A 13,689-nucleotide genomic window follows, 5' to 3' on the forward strand; every position below is an offset into this window, starting at 1 on the left:
CCGTTACCGAGATCGCAAGGCGAAGCGTCAGTCCTTCCCGGCAGTGCGCGCGCTCGAAGTTGTGCTAGAGGCTATCGAGGTCTCTCTCAAGGGAGCAGATAGGGACCGCGCTCGAGCGTTGCTTCTCATCGGAGCAGTCGGAGGCTTGACATACGCGAGCCTGGAGGCTTTGCGTGTCGGCGATGTGCTTGCATACCCCGGGGACGGCCTTAGAGTTTCGATTTCCTCCGCTGACACCATCTGGATACCGGTGATCCGGCAGGCCGAATTGTGCCCCGCATGTGCTTTCGTCAGGTGGTGCGCCCACATTGCGCCCCAGAAAGAGCCTGCGGCGAATGCAGGGCAGTTCGGTCATGTCTGCTTAGTTGCCGCCATCGCTTCGCCGGCCGGGCTAGAAAAGTTCCCCTTGTTTCGTCGGTTAGGGACGAGACAAGTAGAGGCTCTCACGGTTCGGGATGTGGCGTCGATCCTCGACGAGGTGCTGCAGCGTGCCGGTCAGAGCCGGGGCGAGTTAGACGGTCTTCGTGATGAGCTACTGATGGCTGACATCGTCTCCTCTTTGTAACCACCTGCGACCAGTCCGTCGTCGCACGAACCCGCAGCACCATCACGGAGACGATTTGTGGGATGTTCTCGCGAGCCGCGTGTCGTCCGCCAGCTGACTTGCCCTGTCGTCCGCCAGCTAACTAGTCCGACTGCCATCAACGTGTCCTGATATAGGGATTCGGACACGTTGTTCGGCAGCTCGGACGGTGCTCAGACGTCGTCACCGGTCACGCCCACGCATCGTCACCGCACCCCGCCACACCCACACTCGATACGTCGACCCGTCGCGCCGGGTCACCTCCACCTGCACGGCACGGTCCGTGTACGCAAGCACCACGGCGCGCTCCTGAACGCGGATCTCAACGAACCGAAGCCACACGTCGACGCTCTCCCCCGGGGCCTCCACGACGGGGCCTGGACCGATTTCCTCCGGCGTCAGCGTCACCGGCGCCGGCCTGGTTAGGAACTCGTTGATCGCAGCCCGTGACACGTCAGTGCCGTACCTGCGGTTCTTGCTCATGCCGCCATGTTCCCACGAGTTCGAACGTATGTTCGAATATGAGGGCTATCGACGATCGCGTTGCACTTGCTCGATCGCGTCCGCCTCAGCCCAGATCGCGGACACGCGTTCTGGATCGGGACGCTCGGCACGCAGCTCGCGGTCGTAGTCGCGCACGAGGGCCCGCCGGGGGGCGGCGAGCTCGTCGACGGTGAGCCACTGCAGGGCCTCGCGGTCGGCGTCGTTCACGACGGGGACTGTAGGCCGCAGGACTGCAGAATCACCTTGCCGCGAGCACGAAGCAGAGGACGCAGGTAGGGCTTGGCTCAGACGGTGAGGCGCCCGGACTACAGCGTGAACCTGCTCCCCGTCAAGAACACTGCACTGAAAATATCCGATATACGCGGATATCGGCTCAACCCTTGAGTTTCCTGTGAAACTGAGGTAAAGTATATTACGTGGAGTCGTTTTGGCTCCCGAAAACAGAGGAAGCCCCGGCATCAGCCGGGGCTTCCTCGAAAGTTACAATGTCCGCGCTGTCGGTCACCCGAGCCTGAGAACTCGACCGCAGCTCCACCTAAGGAGTCGAACTTGACTAATACTATCCACCCTCCCTCAAACACGCAACCCGAAGACGGAAACGAGCCCACACCGCCCGAAACGGCGAACGTGCGATGGAAGGACGGGTTCACCTGTCCTTCGTGGCTTGCCGCGCTCGCCCTGCGCCTGGTCAGTTACGTCGCCATCGGCGTGCTGGCTCTGCTTGCCCTCGCCGTTGTGGTCGCCGCCATCGCCGTTGTGGTCGTCGCCCTCCTGATGCTGGCTGGTCATGGCGACCAGCTCGTCGCCTTCGTCCAAGCGGTCAGTCCAGTCGCGGCGCTTCGTCGATGAGTGTTGGTGGCAGGGAGGAGCCCCCTCCCTGCCACCAGCCCTCAAAACTTCACGTGCTTGGCATCGTCAAGGAGGCGTCCAGCGAAGTCACCCATTCCAGGCACCGCTTTGAGCCTCTCAGCAAGGTCGCGAGCCTCCTCGGCAACCTTGCGCGCCGGTGCCGTATAGACAACGAGGTGCAACGCCTCGACGTCCTCCTGCAGAGGCGATCCTTCCTTGAGTCGCGGAGCGATCTCGCCGAGGAGTTCCTTCATACCGAGTTGCTCAGGGGTCATGCGGTCGTCTCTAGCCATGCGCCCACTGTGGCAGCACGAGGACCCGTCGAACAGTCTCGTTAGACGATGGGTGACCGGTGCGCGGGAGGACGCACCTCTTCCCCGGCTGACACCTCCTGATTACCGTGGTCACATGGACTGCTTCGCGAGCTGGCGCACGCGCAACTGAAGGGACGGCTCTGGCCGTCGCTCTCCTCCACCCCAACCCCGGGCGTGGAGCCTTCAGACTGCTCACGAAAGAAGCACAACCATGCACATTCGCGACTGCACGCCGCTCGACCTGCCCGCGCTCACCGCACTCACGATCGAGACTTTCCGGCCTCTCCTCGCCGGCTCCCTCGTGCAGCTACGGGCCGAAGTCACCGCGCACGATCATGGGCACTGGGAAGACGACTACCGCCAGGAAGTCCCTTCCCTGCTCGCTCCCGACGAGGGCCGCTTCATCACACTGGCGGAAGAACACGGCGAACCGCTCGGCTACGTCGGCTGGAACACCACCGGTGCGACCTCCGGACGACTGGAGATGGTTGCAGTTCACCCTGACGCTCGACGACGCGGAGTCGCGCGAGCGCTCTGCTTGGCGGCGCTGACGAGGCTCGGAGAGCTTGGGGTCACCGTGGTACACATCGGAACGGGCGACGACGAGTTCCACGCCCCGGCACGAGCCCTCTACGAATCCCTCGGTTTCATCCCGTACCCGACCGTCGACTACGCCCGAACTATCTGATCGGAGCCTGGAGGGCTACCGAGAGCGACCCTCCCGGCTCGACGAACTGCGCCCGACGGCGTCTCGATAGCCGATCGGCTACCGGACGCGTTGCTTCTGCTGCGCACGACGCTGCCGTTCCTGCTGTCGTGCAACTCGCGGTCCCAGCGCGATCAGAATCGTTCCGGCAACAGCGGCAGCAACGGTCGCAGCCAGCAGCGGTAGCCAGGGCGTGAAGTCCGTGGTTGCCGCCAAGATCGTCAGAACGATCAGGGCTGCCGTCAGCGGGCCGATGGTCCACGCCATCCAGATTCGGTACCTACGCATCACCGCCCCATAGTGCTCTGGGTTCTCGGTAACGGATCGGCTATCGAGACGCCCAAACGTGACTGGTTCTACTTGCCGTACCAGTCGGGCATCGCCGAACCCACCTCAGCGTCTTGCTGGTACTGCCGCCCGGTGGTGGGGTCGTCGATTACGAGCCGGACTTGCAGATCGACGTCCGGCCTCCCACCGTTGTGCAGCATGCGGTGCACGCGGCCCCGGCCGGTGAAGCGCATGACTTCCACTTCGGCGACAGCGTCGTCCGAGACATGGACGGCTACAGCTATCTCGAGCGACTTGCCGGGCTTGTCCCGGAACTCCATCCAGGTCGGCACACGCGGGAGAAGCTCTAACTGGCGGGTACGCGGCAAGACGGGGTGACCGGACTGCGCGACAATCTGCGCGAGAACACGCTCGACCTGCCAGCCAACCTGGCGCAGGAAGTACTCCTGCAGCGGCATCCCGATCGTGCTGAACAGGTCGTTCGTGACGAGGAAGTCGTGATACTCGGTGCTGAGGTGAGCGCCTCCGGTATTCGCCATCAGCGTCACGAACTGGCTCCAGGACTGCCGTCGCTTTTGTGATCCGGGTGCGACAACCGAGACGGCATCGACCCACGCTGTGAACGGCAACCACCGCGGAGCTTGCGGCTGTCCTGGTGCCGGTGTCTCACTTGTGGGAAGGTTTCCGAACGAGAAGACAAGGTCTCGGGGCGCAGCAGAGGTTCCCGCTGGCTCGCCTGAGACGAGCACCTCCGGAAGCTGAACCCGAGCCGCAGCGGCCAACCGCGCCATGCCCCGGTTTCCCTGGTTAGTCGAGTCCAGCAGAATACGGAGCACTGTCGCAAGTTCCTCACTGGCGCCTAGCTCCCGGCCCTCAACGGCAGTCAACGACCGACCCAGTCGAGCGAGGAGCACAGGTCCCTGATTGGCTATCTCCTCCGGCGTGCGCTTGATCGGCATGAGGCGATGCTCGCACCTATGTCCTCTGAACGGCCCAACTGGTTTCACCCGCTGGACCTTCGCTTTCCCGCGCTCCTACTTACTTCGGACTGATATCCGGGATACGGTACCGGCATGCCTGTTCCGAAGTCTCCGACCAGCCAAGGTCCCCGCCGCCTCCTCCGCGACGTCGTCTACGAGCAGATGCTCGAAGCGATCGAGAACGGCACGCTCGAGGCAGGGGAGCGCCTGAACGATGAGGAGCTCACGAGCTGGCTCGGTGTCTCTCGTACTCCGGTGCGGGAAGCGATCGCCCGGCTCGAGTCCGAAGGGCTCGTGGAGATGGCCGCGAACCGATACACCCGGGTTGCCAGCCTCTCGGGCCAGGCGCACGACCGAGCAGCCATGCTCCTCGCCGCGCTGCACGCGTGGGCGATCGATCACGCCGGCGAAGCGACCGCCGATGCGCGGAAGATCGCGGCCGCTGCCGTGAGCAAGGTCGCAGCTGGCGTCGACGCGCGCGACGTCGACGCGTACCGGGGCCTGCAGGACGCTGTCGCGGCGCTCATCGCCGGGTTCGACAACCCGCTTTACACGGCGACCGAGGCCGCGGTGCGCGGACGGGTGAAGTTCCACGCCCCTGCCGCGGACGCAAACATCGACTGGGATGCGGCGGCTGCAACGACTGGCGCCCTCGCGAAGGTCTAACCGCGCGCCCTAGGCGCTAGGTACGACGCCTCGCGGCCTGATGCCGGCGCCGCCAGGTTCTCAGGGCTGCAAGCGCGCCACGGTCCTCGGATGGTGCAATGGGAAAGAGCTCGGAGCCGCGGGATGGCGTTGAACGCTCTCGAGAAGGCACTGACCGACCTTCGTCGACGTCATGGCGAGCTCTATTCCAACGTCGGTGCCGGAGTGATGTGGGCGGCCGTCCTCGATGAGAACCTCCGCGATGACTTGGGCGCCGAGTACGAAGAACTAAGGGATCGCGAAGCCCCTTTGTTACATGGGCTCGTTCATGCACGGAACGGCGTCATGCACGCCTCGGCGAGGAGGCTATCTCAAGCGCCGCGTCTCCAGTAGCTCCAGCAACGGCTGCACGCGGCAGCCCGCGGTGAGCCATTCGATGGGAGTCGCCGGTACGCTGTGGATGCGGGTGTACGAGTGCGGTGTCGTCATGAACCCGAGGATCGACGTCGGATGCATGTCGTCATCGAAGGCCCTAACCAGCCTCGACAGGTAGTCCAGTACCGGATTGTCCGGGTCGTCGGTGAACTGCCATGCCGGAAACCGAAGCTCGTCGTCGCACACGAACGCGAACAGATCGCCAAACGCGAGGTGCGTCAAGACCCGCCCGGTTCCGGTGTCCAGCCAGTCGGCTGCCTCTTCCAAGGTGAGGGAGGCGCTCAGTCCGCGCTGCCAGGACCGACGTTCGATCGCGTCGAGCTCTCCCCGCGCGACAGCAGCCTTCGCCGCTTCGTACCGCTCCCGCGTGCCGAACGCGGCCTCGATGAGAGCCTCCTCCTCGTCAGGAGTGAGATCTCGCCCGGTCCGAGGTCTCGGCAGGTTGTGGCGCGGCCCGAAGTCGTGACCGTCGGCGTGGACGCCGACAAGTCGTCTGAAGGCGCCACTCAGCCGGGGCGGGTCGAGCTCGCGGTCCCGTGCGACCGCGACCGCGTCGTCGGCGTCCGCGAAGTCCATTGCGGCAACCTCCCGAACGTTGTCCGGCAGGTCTTCGCCGGTTCGGAAGGCGAGAGCGACACGGGCGCGTGCGCGTGCGATTTGTAGCCGTGTAGTCATCAGGTCGTCTCTTCTCGGTCGGCTTCTGGGGCCGTCAACGATGCCTCCTGCAGGGATGGGCGGTTATAGGTGATGGCATGACTCGAAACGATGCAGTCGGGTGCCATCGAGGTGCTCCTACCGCCAGCTCTCGGCTTCGAGGTAGTCGAGGACGACCAGGACGTCGCCGCCGATCGTCAACCACTCGATGGGCGTGAAGGTCTCATCGGTCCCCTCGATCTCGAGGTCCGCGTGGTACATGAAGCCGAGGATCGTGGACGGGTGCTTCTGCTCGCCCCACGCTGGCGTGAGTCGCGCGAGGCCGAGAAGGACCGGCATCGCGGGGTCACCGGTGAACTGCCACGCCGGGTACCGCAACTGACCGTGGTAGACGAAGGCGGTCACTGCTCCCTCGACGAGGAGCGCATGCAGTTCCGCGTCGCTGATGCCCAACCAGTCCGCGGTCTCCTCGGCTGACAGTGAATCGATGAGGCCCTCTAGTTCCGTGCGGCGCTCAATCTCGTCGAGTTCGCCGCGAGCGACTTCTGCCATCGATTCGTCGTACTGCTCGCGGGTGAAGCTGCCGGAGCGGATGAGGAACTCCTCCTCCTCGCGCGTCGCCTGTCGTCCATTCGGGCCAGCCAGTAACCCATCGACTCGGCCGAAGTCGCGACCGTGCGCGATGACACCAAGAAGCGAGGCGAAGGTCGGGTGGGGTTCGTTCATCTCAGTGACGCCCGTCGATTTGTCGATTCGTCTCGTAAACGAGGGAGAATGGTGGCGCTGGCCTGGCGGGAAGTCGGGCCGGGAGGGCGACGGGAACCGGGAGCTACCATGGCTTGTAGGCAGGACTCACAGGGGTCGTCATTGACCCCGTGGCACGCGACCGCCAAATCGCGTGAAGTGCCCACAAGAACCCAGAGTGCTACGTCCGATCCGAGCGAGATTCGCGTCGGATCCTTCCACGTGCCCGCGGGGTGCGCAAGCGCCGGTCCGATGCTCGCCGAGAGAACCGGAACTGCACGATGACCACGCCCCTCCCCTCCCGTCGCAAGAGCTCGCCGCGAAAGGTCGTGTTGGACGAAGCCCGAGCCGCGGAACTGCTCCAGGAGCTGCGCGATGCAGAACTGTTGATTCGCGAGACCACCGAGCGACGTCTGCAGCTCATGGTCGAAGCCGCCGACATCGGACTGACCACAACGAAGATCGGGGATGCCGTCGGTGCGAGCGCTATGGCAGTCTCCAGGTGGGTGCGTGCTGCGAGGAACCACGAGACCTCCGACCGATAGAACTGTTGTACATAACTAGCGGTTAACGATACCGTGCCGCTGTGCACGGTCCTAGTACTCCGTTCGACGCCGTAGAGGCGTTCGCGCCTCCCCGTGTCCTCCCGGTCCTGTCACCGCCCCTTTGGGCCGGTGACCGCGGCTCGGAGTTGGTCGAGTTGACCGCGCAGCAGGATCGCGTGGGGATCGACGACCCCGCCACGCGCAACGTGGACCCGCTCGGTCTTTTCACCGACTGGTTCGGACCTGGCGACCGACGCTTGAAGCCCGTCCATGAGCCGTCGTCCGCGCACTTTCATCCGCGGCGCGTGCGAGTTTTTCGACCCTCGTCGGGACCACGTCGATTAGCGATCGACACGTGCCGATTCGCCGACCACGTCCGAATTGCCTACACCGTCGACGGTGAGACGACCTCGGTAAGCCTGCTCGAGCAATTCGACCTCGCAATCCTGCCCCAGCTGCTGTCGATGCGGGAGTTCGCCAGGCGCCTGAACCAAGACAACAAGCCAGTTGCGACCTGGCTGCACACGATCGGCCACCACGTTGGCGCTGAATCACATCACGAGCGGACGCTCATGACCGTCGCGGACTTCCATCCAGCGGTGCATCTCATCTCGGGCCAGCCGTTCACCATGCTCTGGCCGGCCGGCGCACCCTTGAAGACGCACACTCCCGACGTCATGGTGATGGGGCCATCGAACGCGCCGATGATCGTCGACGTACGCACTCCCGAGGAAGCGGCCGACCAGACCTGGATGCGGAAGGTCCCCGCCATCGCCGACGCCCTGCGCCTCCGCGGGCTGGGGTATGCCATCTGGACCGGCATGTCCCGCCCATTCCGGCGGAACCTTGAGAACCTGACCGAGGCGTTCGTGCCCGCCATCAGCTATGACCGCTGGTCGCAGGTGGCGCTCGACCTGTGTGACGAAGCGATGCCCGCAACAGAGCTCGCGGACCGGTTGGACGCCAGCGGCTACCAGCGGCTCTGGTCCTTGACGCTCATCCGGAGAATGCTCTGGCGGCAAGCGCTCCTCACGGATATGTTCTCCCCGTACGGCCGGAACTCGATCGTGTGGCCGAACGATGCCTAGCAACGCCTGGCGGCAAGAAATCGCGCCAAACGTCCCCGTCACCGTTGACGGAGTGTCCTACATCATCGACACCGTCAACGAGGCCTGGGTCAACCTGCGTGACGCGGGGGGTCGCGTCACGACGTTGCCCATTCGCCGGCTCGCAAAACTCATCGCTCGAGCTGACGCCCCACCACTGCTGAGCGACAAGCTGAACTCGCTGGAGCAGCGTGCATCGCCGGCGCAGTCCGCGAAGGTGGCTGAACGAAAAGCGATTCTCCGCTGGTTTGAGACCGGCCTCCGTCCAGAACAGGGTGATGACGACCCGCCAGATCCGACGCATGACCCCACCCGCATCACGGGGCGTATCCCTCGCATCAATGCGATGGCGCTGGTGCTCGCTAAGCGGCGCGGAACGCAGGTCGCGAGCGCGAAGAAGCACATCCGCACGATGCTCGAGAAGGCCACTACCGGCGAAGCGGGGCTCTACGACCCGCGAATGCTGACGGATGATCTCGGCACGCTCCCGCAGCGCATCGAGTCATCCGTACGAACGTTTCTGAAGGACGCCGCCTACCAGGCAACGGTGACAGATCAGGCGATGTTCGAGGCGTACTGCGGTTGGGCGCGACGGGAGCCGGACGAAATCGTCCCAACGCAACGGACCTTCGAGCGCGCCCTCACGATCGTCTACGCCCGCTACCCGCACCTGCGTCGGAACGCGAAGAGCAGAGCATCGACGGCCGAGGGGCCGAAGGTATCCCTGCAACGTCGTCAACCCGAGCGGATCGGCGAGCTTTGGCTCATCGACGCAACGCCCTCGAACGTCATGATCCGCGACCCTTACGCCGACGTCAGCAAACAACGCGAAGTCCGCCTGGATTACACGAAGATCATGGAGACCTGCTCTCGGTACGTCGTCGGTAGATCTATCGCCGAGGAGGTCAACGGATACGCGGCCGGCCTCGCGATCGCTGACGCGTTCCACCGGATGACTGACGAGCACGACGCTGTCGTGTTCGAAGGCCGCACCTATCCGCGCCCGTTCGTCGGGTTGCCCCGTGCGATCTCACGGTGGCCGATCCCGCCGCGTCGTCTCCTCATGGACAACGGCCGTGAGTTCCTCAACAAGCACGGCATGCTCACCTTGCACCGGCTCGGCATCGACGTTGAACCAGCACGCGTGAAGGACGGCCGGGGAAAGGGGCGCATGGAGCGCCACTTCGGCTCCCAGAAGACCGGCTACGAGCAGCAGCAGCGCAACTACATCGGATCGGCAGTCAGCGAGCGCGGCCGCGACTCAACGAAGGAACTGGTCCTCACCTGGCGGGAACTCGATGACCGTGACCAGCAGTGGACCGATCTACACAACGTCGAGGAGCACAAGGGTCTGTACGCCGACACGCACCGCCGGATCAACCCGACCCAGCGGTGGATTGAACTTGCCGAGGAGCACGGCACGACCGAGATGCCAGCGTGGCGCAATGAGTGGATCCGGTTCCTGCCGAACATGATGCTTCGACTCACCCGGTACGGCGTCACCCGCCGCAACCTTGTGTACAACGCACCCATCATCCGGTTCCTCATCGAGGTCGACGGGGCCGCTCCGAGCGGCAGGGTCCGCATCTTCTGGAACCCGGCGGACCTTCGACAGTTGTACTGCTTCGACCCAGAGGGCAACGCCTACGTAATCCCATGGGTGCACCGCACCGAGGACACGACCGCGTTCGGGGATTTCGATCTTGATTGGGCGAACGCGCGGCTTGAAGGTGGCACGTACTCCAAGAAGCAGGCGCAAGCGCTGCGAATCGACATGATCACGCAATGGCAAGCAGAGGACAAGATCCTCCTCGCCAACCTGCACGGCAAGAGGAACGCGGAAGAAATTCTCGTCTCCCAGCTGACCGCGATCCAGCGGGGCGACATCGGCACGATCGTCGGCGCTGAGCAATTCCTCGGCGCGGAGTTCATCGACGACGTACTCGCTGGTGAAGAAGAGCTCGTACTCGACGATGCTGGCGTCGAGCTCTTGCCCAACGTCGACGCGGTTGACGTCGACCTGTTCGACCGGTTCGGCTGATGAGCGGACTCGATGGACGGATCCGCACCTACTTCGGATCCGACGAACACCCGTCATCAAGCTGGATGCAGTTGCACCCGGTCGATCAGCGATGGATCAGTCGAATCGCGCTCGCAGGCGGCGACGATCCTGGCGTGCTGTCCTACGACGCGCTCCGGAAGCTCGGAGGCGACGACCGGCGGCGTCGGCTACGCGCTCTCGAGGACTGGTACAAGGCGTGGCCGTACGTCCGAACTCAGCAGGTGCAGGCCGTCGAGGACCACCTCGCGCAGCTCCCGGAGCCGCAACCCGACGAGGACGACGATCTCCTCGACGTTCCCGTGATCACCGGCCCACCCGGCACGGGGAAGACCACACTCATGAAACGGGCCGCCGTTCGTGCACTGTGCACCGCCGCCTGGGACCGCCGACTCCGCGGAACCGCTGAGCTAACGCGCGACGAACTGGTGCACCCGGACTGGCGACCGGTGATCTTCCACTCCACGGACGGCAACCCACACGTCAAAAACTTCTTCTCCCACCTCTGTGACGAACTCTCCGTCCCGGCCACCAAAGACCCGCAGGTGGCCTTCCAGAAGGCGGCCCTCCGGCACGGCGTGAAGTACGTCTTCATCGACGAGGTCCAGATGATCAACTTCGACGGCCAGTACGGCATGTACCTACACAACGCACTCAAAGCGCTGCAGAACATGAACCTCCGAGTCGTCCTCGCCGGCCACAACGTGCGCCACCTGCTGGTCGACCGAAAAACCGTCGCACAGAACGCCACACAGACGCAGTCCATAGCCAGGTGGGCCTTCCAAGATCTCGAGCGGTACGACCACGAGACGAAGGCAGACATCACCGAGTGGCGCACGCTCCTCCGAGGACTCGAAACACACGTGCGGCTCGCAGGACACGAACCCGGCGAGCCCGTCTTCAGTGAACAGTTCGAAGAGCACCTTTGGGTTTCAACACTCGGCTACGTCAACGCAGTCGCTGCTCTTGTCACCGGGGCTTGCCTCGCCGCCACCCGCACCCCTGGCCAGCGGATCACGTCCGAGATCATCGACGCTATTCGGCTCAACGAACGCGTCGCTCGCGGACGCAACACCAGGCTCGAAGGATGGCGCGCAGGACGCTTTCGCTGGTCTACGAATGCCCTGACCCCATCATGAGCAGGCGCCTCGAATACATCGACCTGACCACTGTTCGTCGCATTGGCGCAAGTATCGAGTTCACCCGCCGCGAGTGGTTACCATCCATGTTCCGACGGGTTGGGCACGCCCTCGACTCATCCGCCGCGGACATCGTCACCTGGTGTGGCCTCAGCGCCGCCCCGACCGGAGATCGACAGAAAATCGGCAATCTTCTCACTGACGAGATCACTAGCGCGATCCAGGTCGGCCTCGGCGTTGACGCCGACACGTTGTCGACGATGGTGATGAGCCACCTCCCCGAAGAGCTCGAAGCGTTCCGCGTCAACGGCACCTTCGCGCAATCGAAGAACTGGACGCGTGGCGGCGGCACCCGCTACTGCCCGACATGCCTGCTCGAACGGCCCGGTGTGTTCTATACCGAGTGGCGACTCTGGTGGTGCTTCGTCTGCGAACGACACAACGCCGTCCTCCACGACTCATGCCCCGCCTGCCATCAACCGATCGTCGAAGCATCTCCTCGCGAGACCGAGTGTCGCGACCCATCCCTGTGCTGGGCCCTCTTGAGTGAGAGTGACTACTGCCGCCATCCGCTCGCACAGACATGGCGCGAGGAGCCGCTGACGACAGACTCCCCCATGCTCCTCGCGCAACGAGCGATCTCACGCTACTGGCGTCCCGGAACATACGACAGCCCCGATATCCCCGCCGCGACGTTCCGAGGCGCCGCGATCGCGCTCCTGTCGGCGGGTCACCATGGCGCCATCTCCAAGCTGTCCGGCGTCGACGAATCGGAACTTCGGGGACTGTTCGATCACAGCGTCCGGATCGGTACCTCCCCACCCAAGGAACCTCTCGCCATGGCAGCGCTCCTCGGAGCTGCCTACAGACTCATCATGGACGACGAGTCATTGGTGACACCCACCATCCGGCAGCTCACCTACGACCGATCGGCTCGCACCGACAAAGAAGCGCCCGCACCGTGGAGCGCCCGCAACTTCCTCGACGCATGGCCAGGCATCGACTCGCTGATGCGTGGCCGAGTGATCCGCAGTCTCGACAATGACCTCAGCCCGATTCAGCGCCTCGTACACGGATCCGCTGCCTCAGCAGTCGCTTGGGAAGGCTTCGAACTCATCCGCCGCGCGGGATGGGAAGCGCCCGACGCGCATCCGGAATCGTTCAGCGCCCTGATGAATGCCGCCGACTCACCCACCAGCGCCACCTGGGCCGCGTCCGCCATACCGCCGCTGCTGTGGCCGTCATGGGCGGCACCCCTCGGCATCGACCCGAGAACAGACGGCATGACGCTTCAAAGCGCGCTTGCTGACGCCCTCCGCATCACCGGAACGGCCGCTCTTCCGGACTATGAAGCAATCGCCGGAATCGGCCGGAAGCTGCGCCCCAGCATGCTCGGCACCCCAGCACAGACCACGTCGATACTGCGCCAACTCACCGAGCTCGCCCTTGCCCTCAGAGCTACACCGGGACCCATTGACTACCTCCAGCGGCGGCAGCTCGATACGTTTCGGCTCCTGGAAAGAACCCACTGGCAGCTCATCTGCGCATCCGTGGGCCACGACGCAGGCCGATCCCGCCGCCATCTCAACGCACAGCGATACGCATACATGCGCATCACCGCCACAGCGCCATCGGCATTGCCCACTCGACTACGGTTCCGAAGCCACACCCCCGACGCCGCGAACTACACAGAGTTCCTTCTCCACATGACAGCGGAGCTCAAGACCGCGATCGACACCTACCTCAGCGCCTGGCTCACGGTCACTGCACGGCCCCACCCGTCGATGCCACCGAACTCGCCAATCGTCGCTTCGAGCCCAGCACGCTTCTCTCATCCAGGTGCGCGCCTCGGCCATGAGCTTGGCGACATCGATCTGGAACTACTTCACGATCGTCTCCGGGGGGACGCCCCTTCACTGAACGCCCTCGCTGTCGAGCTGTGCCGGCCACTGCGACACGTGCGGTGGGCCATCGATGCGTTTCCACCATCGACGGGTGAAGCGTCCGCCAGGATCCAGTGGGACGAGCTCCTGCCCTAACGAGCGGCGTTGATTGAGTGCGTCGCGGCGGGCCCATGGCGCGTCGCCGGATCCGCGAACGGCAGGGATCCCGGTGCTCGGCGCTTGCCGGCCTCGATA

Annotated in this window: 15 protein-coding genes; 8 read left to right on the plus strand and 7 right to left on the minus strand. The window is 64.3% G+C overall.

Features of this window, described 5'->3' with window-relative positions; all coding sequences use genetic code 11:
* Positions 1–766: 766 nt before the first annotated feature.
* Complete coding sequence (locus ACVKXF_RS05200; RefSeq protein ID WP_456795062.1) at positions 767–1,066, minus strand: hypothetical protein; 300 nt, start codon at positions 1,064–1,066, stop codon at positions 767–769.
* Between the two features lie 45 nt (positions 1,067–1,111).
* Positions 1,112–1,294 (minus strand): hypothetical protein, encoded by a 183-nt coding sequence (locus ACVKXF_RS05205; RefSeq protein ID WP_456795063.1) that lies wholly within the window; start codon positions 1,292–1,294, stop codon positions 1,112–1,114.
* Between the two features lie 420 nt (positions 1,295–1,714).
* Here ACVKXF_RS05205 and ACVKXF_RS05210 point away from each other — a divergent pair, with 420 nt between their 5' ends.
* Positions 1,715–1,936 (plus strand): hypothetical protein, encoded by a 222-nt coding sequence (locus tag ACVKXF_RS05210; protein ID WP_456795064.1) that lies wholly within the window; start codon positions 1,715–1,717, stop codon positions 1,934–1,936.
* 41 nt (positions 1,937–1,977) lie between these two features.
* Here the strand turns inward: ACVKXF_RS05210 and ACVKXF_RS05215 are convergent, their stop codons facing one another.
* Positions 1,978–2,229: a hypothetical protein gene (locus ACVKXF_RS05215; RefSeq protein WP_456795065.1), complete on the minus strand. Its 252-nt coding sequence runs from the start codon at positions 2,227–2,229 to the stop codon at positions 1,978–1,980.
* Positions 2,230–2,461: 232 nt separating this feature from the next.
* On the opposite strand from ACVKXF_RS05215, the gene ACVKXF_RS05220 reads away from it, so the two are divergent.
* Complete coding sequence (locus ACVKXF_RS05220) at positions 2,462–2,938, plus strand: N-acetyltransferase family protein (protein ID WP_456795066.1); 477 nt, start codon at positions 2,462–2,464, stop codon at positions 2,936–2,938.
* Positions 2,939–3,016: 78 nt separating this feature from the next.
* Here ACVKXF_RS05220 and ACVKXF_RS05225 read toward each other — a convergent pair whose 3' ends face one another.
* Positions 3,017–3,223 carry a hypothetical protein gene (locus ACVKXF_RS05225; protein WP_456795067.1) on the minus strand — a complete coding sequence of 69 codons (207 nt, stop codon included), beginning with the start codon at positions 3,221–3,223 and terminating at the stop codon, positions 3,017–3,019.
* Positions 3,224–3,312: 89 nt separating this feature from the next.
* Positions 3,313–3,792, minus strand: a complete 480-nt coding sequence (locus tag ACVKXF_RS05230) for a hypothetical protein (protein WP_456795068.1) — start codon at positions 3,790–3,792, stop codon at positions 3,313–3,315.
* A 594-nt stretch (positions 3,793–4,386) separates the two neighbouring features.
* On the opposite strand from ACVKXF_RS05230, the gene ACVKXF_RS05235 reads away from it, so the two are divergent.
* Entirely contained in the window at positions 4,387–4,890 is a 504-nt protein-coding gene (locus tag ACVKXF_RS05235) for a GntR family transcriptional regulator (RefSeq protein ID WP_456795069.1), read from the plus strand.
* Between the two features lie 345 nt (positions 4,891–5,235).
* Here ACVKXF_RS05235 and ACVKXF_RS05240 read toward each other — a convergent pair whose 3' ends face one another.
* Complete coding sequence (locus ACVKXF_RS05240; protein WP_456795070.1) at positions 5,236–5,880, minus strand: hypothetical protein; 645 nt, start codon at positions 5,878–5,880, stop codon at positions 5,236–5,238.
* A 216-nt stretch (positions 5,881–6,096) separates the two neighbouring features.
* The gene (locus ACVKXF_RS05245; protein WP_456795071.1) at positions 6,097–6,684 is read right to left on the minus strand and encodes a hypothetical protein; all 588 of its coding nucleotides are present in this window, start codon (positions 6,682–6,684) and stop codon (positions 6,097–6,099) included.
* Between the two features lie 299 nt (positions 6,685–6,983).
* Between ACVKXF_RS05245 and ACVKXF_RS05250 the strand changes: the two genes are divergently transcribed.
* From ACVKXF_RS05250 to ACVKXF_RS05270, 5 genes are all read left to right on the plus strand, one after another.
* Positions 6,984–7,247 carry a helix-turn-helix domain-containing protein gene (locus tag ACVKXF_RS05250; protein WP_456795072.1) on the plus strand — a complete coding sequence of 88 codons (264 nt, stop codon included), beginning with the start codon at positions 6,984–6,986 and terminating at the stop codon, positions 7,245–7,247.
* A 176-nt stretch (positions 7,248–7,423) separates the two neighbouring features.
* Entirely contained in the window at positions 7,424–8,335 is a 912-nt protein-coding gene (locus tag ACVKXF_RS05255) for a hypothetical protein (protein ID WP_456795073.1), read from the plus strand.
* A gap of 52 nt (positions 8,336–8,387) precedes the next feature.
* A complete protein-coding gene (locus ACVKXF_RS05260; protein ID WP_456795074.1) occupies positions 8,388–10,394 on the plus strand; it encodes a hypothetical protein in 2,007 nt (668 codons plus the stop codon).
* The gene (locus ACVKXF_RS05265; RefSeq protein WP_456795075.1) at positions 10,394–11,551 is read left to right on the plus strand and encodes an AAA family ATPase; all 1,158 of its coding nucleotides are present in this window, start codon (positions 10,394–10,396) and stop codon (positions 11,549–11,551) included. Before ACVKXF_RS05260 ends, ACVKXF_RS05265 begins: the two co-directional genes overlap by 1 nt.
* Positions 11,500–13,590 (plus strand): TniQ family protein, encoded by a 2,091-nt coding sequence (locus ACVKXF_RS05270; protein WP_456795076.1) that lies wholly within the window; start codon positions 11,500–11,502, stop codon positions 13,588–13,590. The genes ACVKXF_RS05265 and ACVKXF_RS05270 overlap by 52 nt, the downstream gene beginning before the upstream one ends.
* The last annotated feature ends 99 nt before the right edge of the window (positions 13,591–13,689 follow it).

This window comes from Curtobacterium sp. PvP017 (assembly GCF_054060195.1).

What these genes read in the sequence shown, in the direction of transcription:
- ACVKXF_RS05215 (WP_456795065.1), bottom strand. Translation starts at nt 2,229, where the DNA reads ATGGCTAGAGACGACCGCATGACCCCTGAGCAACTCGGTATGAAGGAA.
- ACVKXF_RS05220 (WP_456795066.1), top strand. Translation starts at nt 2,462, where the DNA reads ATGCACATTCGCGACTGCACGCCGCTCGACCTGCCCGCGCTCACCGCA.
- ACVKXF_RS05200 (WP_456795062.1), bottom strand. Translation starts at nt 1,066, where the DNA reads ATGAGCAAGAACCGCAGGTACGGCACTGACGTGTCACGGGCTGCGATC.
- ACVKXF_RS05225 (WP_456795067.1), bottom strand. Translation starts at nt 3,223, where the DNA reads ATGGCGTGGACCATCGGCCCGCTGACGGCAGCCCTGATCGTTCTGACG.
- ACVKXF_RS05235 (WP_456795069.1), top strand. Translation starts at nt 4,387, where the DNA reads ATGCTCGAAGCGATCGAGAACGGCACGCTCGAGGCAGGGGAGCGCCTG.
- ACVKXF_RS05250 (WP_456795072.1), top strand. Translation starts at nt 6,984, where the DNA reads ATGACCACGCCCCTCCCCTCCCGTCGCAAGAGCTCGCCGCGAAAGGTC.
- ACVKXF_RS05265 (WP_456795075.1), top strand. Translation starts at nt 10,394, where the DNA reads ATGAGCGGACTCGATGGACGGATCCGCACCTACTTCGGATCCGACGAA.
- ACVKXF_RS05245 (WP_456795071.1), bottom strand. Translation starts at nt 6,684, where the DNA reads ATGAACGAACCCCACCCGACCTTCGCCTCGCTTCTTGGTGTCATCGCG.
- ACVKXF_RS05240 (WP_456795070.1), bottom strand. Translation starts at nt 5,880, where the DNA reads ATGGACTTCGCGGACGCCGACGACGCGGTCGCGGTCGCACGGGACCGC.
- ACVKXF_RS05270 (WP_456795076.1), top strand. Translation starts at nt 11,500, where the DNA reads ATGGCGCGCAGGACGCTTTCGCTGGTCTACGAATGCCCTGACCCCATC.